The organism is Deltaproteobacteria bacterium (assembly GCA_020845895.1).
In the GTDB taxonomy this organism is placed as follows: domain Bacteria; phylum Lernaellota; class Lernaellaia; order JACKCT01; family JACKCT01; genus JADLEX01.
This window is the reverse complement of sequence record JADLEX010000059.1, coordinates 23,602-33,463: the sequence shown is the minus strand read 5'-3', so window position 1 is coordinate 33,463 and position 9,862 is coordinate 23,602. Positions and strand designations below refer to the sequence as shown.

9 protein-coding genes are annotated in these 9,862 nt (G+C 62.5%); 3 read left to right on the top strand and 6 right to left on the bottom strand.

The features are described from left to right. Positions 1-1,129, top strand: a 1,129-nt coding sequence (locus IT350_08520; GenBank protein ID MCC6158085.1) for a hypothetical protein, incomplete at its 5' end; no start/stop codon positions are given. Between the two features lie 261 nt (positions 1,130-1,390). Here IT350_08520 and IT350_08515 read toward each other — a convergent pair. The 6 genes from IT350_08515 to IT350_08490 form a co-directional block, all read right to left on the bottom strand. Further along, positions 1,391-2,326: a UbiA family prenyltransferase gene (locus IT350_08515; GenBank protein MCC6158084.1), complete on the bottom strand. Its 936-nt coding sequence runs from the start codon at positions 2,324-2,326 to the stop codon at positions 1,391-1,393. 109 nt (positions 2,327-2,435) lie between these two features. After that, positions 2,436-4,136 carry a hypothetical protein gene (locus tag IT350_08510; GenBank protein MCC6158083.1) on the bottom strand — a complete coding sequence of 567 codons (1,701 nt, stop codon included), beginning with the start codon at positions 4,134-4,136 and terminating at the stop codon, positions 2,436-2,438. Between the two features lie 8 nt (positions 4,137-4,144). Then, a complete protein-coding gene (locus IT350_08505; GenBank protein MCC6158082.1) occupies positions 4,145-4,900 on the bottom strand; it encodes an ABC transporter ATP-binding protein in 756 nt (251 codons plus the stop codon). A 26-nt stretch (positions 4,901-4,926) separates the two neighbouring features. Next, on the bottom strand, positions 4,927-6,408 hold the full coding sequence (locus IT350_08500; protein ID MCC6158081.1) for a transglutaminase domain-containing protein: 1,482 nt from the start codon (positions 6,406-6,408) through the stop codon (positions 4,927-4,929). Between the two features lie 91 nt (positions 6,409-6,499). Next, positions 6,500-7,591 (bottom strand): glycosyltransferase, encoded by a 1,092-nt coding sequence (locus IT350_08495; protein MCC6158080.1) that lies wholly within the window; start codon positions 7,589-7,591, stop codon positions 6,500-6,502. Then, complete coding sequence (locus tag IT350_08490; GenBank protein MCC6158079.1) at positions 7,572-7,790, bottom strand: hypothetical protein; 219 nt, start codon at positions 7,788-7,790, stop codon at positions 7,572-7,574. Before IT350_08490 ends, IT350_08495 begins: the two co-directional genes overlap by 20 nt. 63 nt (positions 7,791-7,853) lie before the next feature. On the opposite strand from IT350_08490, the gene IT350_08485 reads away from it, so the two are divergent. After that, positions 7,854-8,546, top strand: a complete 693-nt coding sequence (locus IT350_08485; protein ID MCC6158078.1) for a hypothetical protein — start codon at positions 7,854-7,856, stop codon at positions 8,544-8,546. A gap of 107 nt (positions 8,547-8,653) precedes the next feature. Next, the gene (locus IT350_08480; protein ID MCC6158077.1) at positions 8,654-9,862 is read left to right on the top strand and encodes a glycosyltransferase; all 1,209 of its coding nucleotides are present in this window, start codon (positions 8,654-8,656) and stop codon (positions 9,860-9,862) included.

Here is a 9,862-nt window from a genome sequence, read left to right as displayed (position 1 = left end):
TCGTCGTGAACGCGCGGTGAAAATCCCGGTGTATTTCAAGGGTCTTGGGCCAATGTTTCGCGAAGATCTAAAGCAGATATTTGATGACTATTACAATTGCTTGAGTCGGCATATGAACGATGCGCAATGCATTGGAGAAATGATTGTCGACGAGCGAAACGTGAGTTTCATGTTTAATGGCATACTCGAAATATTGGAAACATATTTGGACGGGAAGCAAGCAGAAGCGTTTGAGGCATTTGGCGGGATTCTCAACAATAGCGCAAATCTCAACTCATTCTATGATCTCTTCAGGATTGAAAAGTGTAGAACGGATGTCAAAGTTGATAGTCTTTTATTGAACCTCTATCGTTGCCGAACGGATCAGATTCCGACGTCGCTGGGAAGGCGTGATATGTTTCATATTCCATTTTCGCGAAGAAAATTGGTTGGGCGGCAAAGGTATAGCGTTCCCGGATTACCTTGTTTGTATCTTGGGGGTTCTGTCTATACTTGCTGGACGGAGTTGGGAGAACCGCCATTGCATTCTATGGTTATGTCTAGGTTCGAGCTTTTGGATTTCAGTGGAATCTATGATTTCGGCTATTCAACAGAAATGGTCGACACATTGTTAAACATAGCTAGCCAGTGGCCGCAAGGTCATTCGTCTAGGTCTGTCGCTATTAAGATAGTTAAAGATTACATCGAATTGTGGCCTTTGTTGCTCGCGCTGTCGCTTGATAACGAAAGTCAAAGTGCTCCGTTTATTCACGAGTATATATTTCCGCAAATGTTCCTTCAGTGGGCGCTTCGGCAGGAAGATTTTGTCGGAATTCGCTATTTGTCAAATCGTGTATGTAGGCAATTTGCAAATGGCATTTCGACTTTTGTTTCTAATTATGTATTTCCGGCGAGGGGGGATAAGCATTACGGAGATTACAGCGAGACTCTACGGGAGCGCTTCTTGTTAACCGATCCGTTGCCGTGGTCTATCGCTCAATCAGTCGTTCCATCCCCGATTTCAACTGGGTATAATTCTGATTCGACCTTGAGTGTATCGAATCGAAATGTCTATTATGGAAATACTGAATTTTATCAGATGGAGAGTCGACTTAGCGAGGACAGCGGTTCCAAGGCGGAAAGCTTTTGAGGTGTAGATACACGAATGTGTGGCACCAGTAGGTTCAGTCATTTCGAGCGATTCGCCGATGCGTTCGAGTAGGCGGGGAGTGGAGAAATCCCTTCCCGCTTCGGATCTGAAAGGGATCCCTCCGCTCCGCTCGCTTCACTCGCTCCGGTCGGGATGACAGGGCAGAGGGCGCTTCGTTCCCGTCGGGATGACAGGGCGGAGGGCGCTTCGCTCCGGTCGGGATGACAGGAAGTGCGCCACAGCGGGTTATTCGAAACGTTGTTAGAACAGATAGCTCAGCGCGAACCCGATCTGCATGCCCATCATCATCCCGTACATGTGCTTCCAGGACGGATGGTTTTCCGTCTTGGACAGTTCGTCGGGATTACGCAGCAGCAGCCAGACCGTGTAGCAGCCCCACAGGGCGAGGCCCACGCCCATGATGTCGAGCATCAGCCGGTTGCCGGTCAGGATGCCCCAGTGCGCGCCCAGCGGGATGAGCGGGAAGGGCAGCACGAAAAACGGCGCGATCATCCACGCGGCGGCCTTGGGGCCGTACTTCACGGGCAGCGTCTTGCAGCCGTCCGCGGCGTCGCCTTCCATGTCCGAAAAGTCTTTGGTCGTCGCCGCGCCGAGCAGGAACAGACCGAAGATCAGGCCGATGTACCAAGGCTCGGCGGCGAAAATCGTCTTGACGCTCGACCAGCCGGCGACTTTCAGCAAAATGCCGCGCGGGATGGCGATGGTGAAATTGGCCCACCAACCGCGCGCCTTGGTGCGAAACGGCTTGGCCGAATAGCCGTAGATGAAAAACGAAGCGACCAGGACGATCAGGAAGCACTGCCAGTTGACGAGGAAGCTCATGAAAAGCGCGAGCACGTACCAGAACACGGTGATGACGGTCGCTTCGGTGATCGAGATGCGCCCGCTGGGGATCGGCCGCGTCGGCTTGGAAACCGAGTCGTTGGTCAGATCGGTGATCTGGTTGAGCGCGTTGCTCGCCGCGTTGAGCGTCGCGGCCATGATCGCGCCGACGACGATGTACCACGTGATCCGCAGCCAATCCGGGCCCATGTAGATCGCGAACGCCCAGCCGGGATCGACCCAGTGGCTCTCCCATTGGGGATCGGCGCCGAGCGCCGTGATGCCGCCCGAGACCATGCCGAGCGCCGGCGGCAGCAGCGTGAACGGACGCGCGAATTCCCAATACAGCTTCATTTTAGATTTGACGATTTGCAGCACGTCCCACCTCATGGATCGAAACCGTCGCGCCCGGGCGGGCGCGTTCGCGTCGCGTTTTCGGGGCCTGTTTCCGTCGTCGCGCGGATCAGTCCTCGCGCGTTTCGAGCGCGCGAATGCCGCGCCGAATGGGCCAAAGCACCGACGCGGCGATCATGGTCAAAACGACCGCGATTGACAAGCCGATGATGGCCCATTGCGTGGCCGCGAGGGGCGCTTCGTCCAGCAAGGCACGCTGCACGATGCGGGCGGGGTAGGCCATGATGGAGACGACCGCGACGACGAGGCCGAGCGAGGCCACCATGTAGATGATGCTCGACACGCTCGTCGCCACCTTCGCGACGTTCTTCTCCTCGAAGTTGGGATAGATCGCGCCGACCCCGATGGCGAGCGCCGTGATGGAGAGCGACAGCAGGCCCATCAGCGCCGCGCACGCGCCCATGATGAAGGGCGTTGAACGCAGGAAGATGTTGGACAGCACGACGAGCATTTCCGAGACGATGAAGACGGGCGGCGCGTAGAAATTGAACTTGTTCCACACGAAGCGGTTCATCGAGACCGGCGCGGCCTTGACGATCCAAAACGCCTCGCCTTCGAGCGACACCGCCGGCAGCACGAAGCGCACGCAGATCGCCGAGAGCACGAAGCCCGCGAGGATCAGGTTCATGTAGGCGATGATGTTGCGGAGCTGGAACGTGATGCCCGAGAAGCGATCGAGGTCGAGCGCCTTGAAATTGAACAGGTACACGACGATGAGCGACATGAGCAGCAGAAGCTGCGTCCATTGGGCCGTGTCGCGGAAGAAGGTGCGGATCTCCTTGAGGAAGAACTGGCGATTGACGGGATCGCGACCGCGCGTCATGCCCTCGAAGATCGCCTGCACGAAGGGCAGCCCCGTGATGGTGAGGCGGCGGCCTTCCTGGCTCTTGGTGTAGGCGTCGAGGAAGGTGCGCTTGGCGACGCTCGTGCCGATGGTGACGAGCATCAGGCCCCACGACAGCGAGAGCAGCAGGAAGCCGATGCCGTCTTCGCGCATGCGCCCGTGCAGCGGGGCCATCAGAGCCGACGCGCCCCACGACGATGGGAGCAGCGGGGAGTCGGGCGTCTGAAGCGTGGCGAAATATTCGGCGAAGCCGTGGAAGATGTCGGGGTTGAAGAGCTGCTCCGGACGCAGGAACCGGAACAGGAAATACAGCATCACGATCAGCACGACGGCGATGAGGATGAGAATGTCCTGCATCTTGCGCGCGGGAAACGCCTTGACGAGCACGATGGTGATGAGGCTGCCGAGCGCGATCGGCACGAGCAGGAACACGACCATCACCGCGAGCATCCACGGGTAGAAGTAAGCCGGGGCGTGGAACACGAGGCCGAGGGAAACGAAGATCGGCAAGCCGACGAGGATCATCATCCAGCCTGTCATCCCGAATGCCTGCGCGAACCGGGCGATGTAGAGCCGCCCCCACGTGGTCGGCGCGGTGATGAGCATGGGCAGGTCGGCGTCGAGAAAAAACGCGTTGAGGCTCGTGATGATGCTGGAGAACGTCAGCACCGTGAAAAACGTGATGAACAGGAACTCGACGAGTTTGCCGACGAGGATCGAACCGAAGGGCTCCTCGGCCGCGAGCCGCTGAAAGAGCGCGGTCGCGCCGAAAAACAGGCCGACCTGAAAGCCGAGCGTGAGCGAAAAGAAGAAGATCGACTTGAACCGATCGGCGCGGCCGGGCCGCGAGAACCGGTTGTGCATGATCCACGTTTTCGCGCGCACGAGGCGCCAGGTGTCGATCACGACGCGTCCTATCCGTTCACCACGCCCGCCACGTCGGGCATGTCTTCGGTGTCGGTGAGCCGAAGGAAGATTTCCTCCAGCCGGTCGGAGTGTCCCGCCTCGGAGCGCAGTTCTTCCATCGTGCCCGTCGCGATGATGCGCCCGTTGTGGATGATCGCCACGCGGTCGCAAACCTCTTCGACGATGTCGAGGGTGTGCGTGCTCATGAAGATGGTGGTGCCGGTGCGGGCCTGCTCGCGGAAGAGATTTTTCACGAGCTTCATGCCGCGCGGGTCGAGGCCGACCATCGGCTCATCCACGACGATCAGCTTGGGCCGGTGCAGAAACGCCGACGCCATGATGAGGCGCTGCCGCATACCGTGGGAAAAGCCCGAGACGAGTTCGTTCGCCACATGATCGATGGTGAACAGCTCCAGCAATTCCTGGCCGCGGCGCACGATGTCGGACGTTTCCATGCGGAACAGCCCGCCGACGAAGTGCAGGAACTCCATCGCCGTGAGTTTTTCGTAGATGTAGGGGCGGTCGGGCACGAAGCCGATGCGCGATTTCGCCTCGATGTGGTTTTTCGCGATGTCGATGCCGTCGATCTCCACCGTGCCCGACGTGGGCTTCATCATGCCGACGAGCATGCGGATCGTCGTCGTCTTGCCCGCGCCGTTCGGGCCCAAAAAGCCGTAGACCTCGCCGGGCGCGACATCGAGATCGATGTGATCGACCGCGACGAGCCGGTCGTACGCCTTGGCGAGGCCGCGCGCGCGGATCATCGGCGAAGGCGCATGGGGGATCGAACTCATTTTTCCTCCAGCACGTCGAGGGTGATTTGACCGACCATCTGAACGATGGGCACCTGCGCGTCGAGATCGCCCGACAGCACCTTCAGGTGCGAAGCGTCGGCGGGGAACTGGCCGAAGGTGGGATCGATGGAGATCCACTGGCCCGTGTAGACCGCGTTCCACGCGTGGTAATAAAAGCCGTTGTTGTTCCAGACGAGGCCGACCTCGATGCGCGTGGGAATGCCGACCGCGCGCGCGAGTGCCGTGTAGAGCGTGGCGTGCTCGTTGCAATCGCCGCGCTTGATGTCGAGCACGTCCCTGGCCGACGGGATCGAGATGAGCGGCTTTTTCTCGATCGTCTTGTACACCCACGTGTGGATGAGGCGCGCCGCCTGAAGCGGGTCGCGCACCTCGCCGACGATCTCGCGCGCCTTTTCCTTGATGCCCGGATCGAAGACCTGGATCATCGGCGTCGCGTTGAGTTCCGGCTCGAAGGCCGCGTCGCGCATCGGCATGCGGTAGGTCGAGGGTTGGATGTCCTCGGTCGCGATGGTGACGACGTCACCGTCAAGCGTCTGGCGGTGATCGGCGAAGCCGTACTTCGCGGGGTCGATTCCGCCGATTTTCAGGACGAGCTTCGTCGCGTCGCGCGGGCGCTCGACGGGCGTTTGCGTGCGGACCGCCGCGACCTCGACGAGATCGGATTCGACCTTCGCGCCGCCGCTCCAGCCCGCCGTGAGCGCCTGCTCCTGCGTCTCGATCTTGGTGAGCAGGCCACCCGCCTCCTCGCGCAGCGTGCGCCCCTCGGCGTCCACCCACGCGTCGGCTTCGATGCCCATGAAGGTCGCTCGCAGGTGATAGACCTTTGCGTCTCCGGCCTCGGGCAGCGTCGTGATTTCCGCGACGCGCAGCTCGGCGTCGGCGTACGAGAATGTGGTGGGATCGAAAAACGGCACCTTCACCACGTCGCCCACGGCGAGGCCCTTGCGCACGGCATGCGTGAGAATCGTTTCGGGCAGCACCGTGTCGCCCTGGATGTCGATGGACTGTTCCTGCTCGCCGGCGGCGGTGCGGATGCGCATATTCAGCTTCTTGCCGTCCACGGAGCCGAACAGTTCGAATTTCACCGCGTCGGACAGCATGGAAAAGTCGATCGAGAGCAGCCGGTTGTCGAGATCGGTGAGGATCTTGGACAGCACGCGCATCTGCGCGGTCTGGCCCTGCGCCTTGAGCGTCAGGCGGCTTTCGCCGTCGATGATGTAGCCGCGCTCCGTCTTCGTGGTCTCGCTCTTGGCGTATCCGACCTTCACCCGCGCGCCGCTTTTCTTGTCGACGTAGTAGATGCCGGACCACACGGGGCCTTCCCGCGCGGCGATCGCGGCCATCGACCCCAGATCCTCGGACGCCTGTTCGGTGAACGCGCTCGAGCGCGACAGCAGCCAGCCCGTCATGAGGAAGCAGAAGAGTCCGACGGCGATTTTCAGAAGGCGGGGCTCCATCGCGATCCTTATGCCGAATGTCCCATCGAGGGGAATGTCAGCAAAATTCCGTTCACCGGGTATGACATCCGGCATCGGTTTTCGTTTCCAGTCAGCATTTCATCAGGTCCGTGTAAACGCCGAGGCTCTTTTTGACCATGCCGTCCACGCCGAATTCGTCGCGCACCATGTGCCGCGCGCGTTCGGCGAGTTTGCGGGAAAATTCCGACGTGGCTGCGGCGTCGAGGATCTTTTCGGCGATCGAGGCGGGGTCGCCCGTTCGCGCGAGGCGGCCCGTTTCGCCGTCACGCACGATCTCGGGGATTCCGCCCGCGTTCGTCGCCACCACCGGCACCCCGGCGGACATGGCGTCGAGGATGCTCGTGCAAAGTCCCTCCTGACGGCTCGTCATGGCGAAAAGGTCGAGCGCCGAAAGTAAACGTGCCACGTCGGTGCGGTGACCGAGTAAACGCACCCGCCCGCCGAGCCCGAGTTGCCGAACACGCGCCTCCAGTTCCGCACGGCGCGAACCATCGCCGATCAGGGCGAGGCGCGCCGATGCGTGCTTCGCGGCGACGAGCGCGAACGCGTCGATGAGATCGACGTGTCCCTTGTGATCCTCGAGCGCCGCGACGTCGCCCACCACCCAGGAATCGTCCGGCCAGCCCAGTTCCGCCAGCACCTCGTTGCGCGCGCCGGGGACGGGCTCGATCGGCGTCACGCTGCTGTGAATCGTCTCGATTCGCCAGGCGGGGACGCCGTATTCGGTCAGCACCCGGGCGATGGCGTCACTGATCGCGATGTAGCGGTCCGCGCCGCGCAGGTACTTGCGCCGGTTGAACCACCCGCTCCCCGGGCCGAAATCGACGCGCCGCGTGACCACTCGCCGGTGTGTGCGCGTGGCGAACGAGCCCGCGAACCACGCCAGCGTGTGATCGTGGCTCGATTGCGCGTTGACGAGGTCGATGGAATACAGGTCGATGACGCGCCCGAGCGAGCGCGCCGCGAGCGGATCGCCCTCGAAGCGCGGCTGGACGAACACGGTCGGGACGTCCAGTTCCGCGAGCCGCGCACCGAGGGGCGAATCGGGCCGAACCGCGACGCGGACGTCCGCGCCGGCTCGCAGCATCCCCGACGCCAGCAGCGCCACCTGTCGCTGCCCGCCGCGCATTTCGCGCGCGGTGTCAACGAGCAGGATACGCATGATCTTTCACCGATCGCATCGCGCGTCGGGTGCCGAATGCGGCGACGAGAAACAGGGGGATCGTCGTGAGCGCCGTTCGCGCGTCCGGTGCGAGCGCGACGTCGAGCGCGAGACAGGTCGCGGCGATCATCCACAGGATCGCGAGCGGCGCGTGGCGCGTGACGGCGATTCGCGGAAAATGGACGATCGGACTTCTCATGATGCGTCAAACAGCTTACGAAGGGGCCATGCCCTCGTCAAAGCGCCCGCATGGGGAATCCGGGTGATCGCCGGCGTCGTCCTGGTGCTCTCGGCGGCCATGTTCGCGTGGCTCGCGCGTGATATGGCCGCGCAGCGCGGGCCTTGGCACGCGGGGCTCTTTTTCGCGTGCGCGGTGGTGTTCTCGTTCCTCAAGGAACGCCACTCCATCGCCGAACCCGTTCCCGAATACATCTATGCCGCGCACCTGCCGACCATCGCGGGCGTGCCGCTGCTTCCGGTCCTCGGCTGGGTGCTCACGTGGGGCGTGGCGTGGGCGTGGGCCGACGCACACGTTCTCGATTTCGAAAAGCGTACGTACCGCGTCGTGCTGCGGGCGGCGCTCGTGTGCGCGTCGGTGAGTTTCGCGGTTGAGTCGTGCCTCGTGGCAATCGGCCTGTGGCGCTGGCGCGGGGACCTCGACTGCCTGGTCATTCCGCCGGTCTTCTGGTTCGTTGTGAGCAGCGTGTTCCTGGGCTTCTATCTCGTCATCGTCTACGGCACGCGCGCGTCGCGGTTCGTGGCGGCGGGGTGCGTCGCACTGGTCGCCGCGCAGGAGGCCGCCACCGTGCTCGACTTCGCGCCTTTTAACCGGCACGAAACCTGGACGTACCTGCTCGCCGTCGCGGTGTTGCTGTTCGCCACGAAGATCCGGTATCAGCCCTCGCGGGCATCGCGCGACGAGACGTTTGCCGAGGTTGAGTCCGGCTCCGATTGAATCTAAGAAGGTGCTGCGCACCACCCCGTCATGTGGCACAGCCGTCCCCGGCTGTGCCGGTACATGCACAACCGGGGGTGGCTGTGCCACATGAGGAACCGACCAGCATGTCCGAACGCCCCCTGAAAATCGCCTACGTCCACACGCAGCCCTTCGACATCTACGAGGCGGGGACGGTGTTCTCGACGAACACCGCGCGCGGGATCGCCGAGGCCGGGGCGAAGAGCCTGTTCGTCGCGTCGGACGCCGGCGAGTCGGTGGATCAGGTGCTCGGCAAGCTCGGGCTCTCGCCGCATCCCGATCTCGAAATCCGTTTGATTCGCGGACTGCGCGTGCGGATCGGGCCATTGCACGGGAGTTGGTCGGGGCCGTTTCGCAAGGCCGCCGTGCGCGCGGCGCGCGAATTCGGCGCCGACGCGGTGATCTGCCGCGACCTGAAAATGGCGAAGGCGTTTCTCGACGAGCGATTCGAGGGCCGCGTCATCTACGAGGTGCACAACGTCTACAGCCTCGGCGAGGATGCCCGCAACGCCGCGTTCTTCCCCGCCGACAAGCTGCGCATGCACGCGTCGCGCGCGCCGATGGAGGATGACGTCTTCGCCCGTACCGACGGCGTCATCGCGCTCACGCAGGGCCTCGCCGACATCCTCGTCCGCACGAAGCCCGTGTCCCAACGCGTCCTTGCGGCGGGCAGCGCGAGCCGTCCGCTCCTCGATCCTTCCGGCACGGCGGATCGACGGCACATTGCGTACGTCGGCGCGCTCGACCCGCACAAGGGCGTGGGCGGCTTGGTGCGTGTGATGGACCGGTTGCCGCCGAAAGCGCGGCTGCTGATCTTCGGCAAGGGGCGGCATCTGGCGTCGATCAAGGACATCGCGCGCACGGTGGGCACCGAGGACCGCATCGACTACACGGGCTTCGTCATGCCCGTGCAGCTCCCGCACCACCTGGGCCGATGTCGCGCGGGGGTCGTGCCGCTCGTCGATGTCTTTTTCAATCGATACGTGTCGAGCCCGATGAAGATCTTCGACTACCTCGCGTCGGGCGTCGTGCCGGTCGTGCCCGATTTGCCGGTGTTTCGCGAAATCTTTCGCGACGAATCGCCCGCGGAGTTCTTCGAGCCGGGCAACGACGAGTCGATGGCCCGGGCGATCACGCATTTGTTCGAGGACGACGCGATCTTCCGCCGCCGCCACCTCGCGGCGTTGCATCAGGCGAGCGAGTGGACCTGGCGGCACCGCGGCGAGCGTATCGTCGAGTTCGTTCGGGAATTGCCGTTCCGCGAGGAGCGCCATCCCCGGCCGCGCCCCATGTGA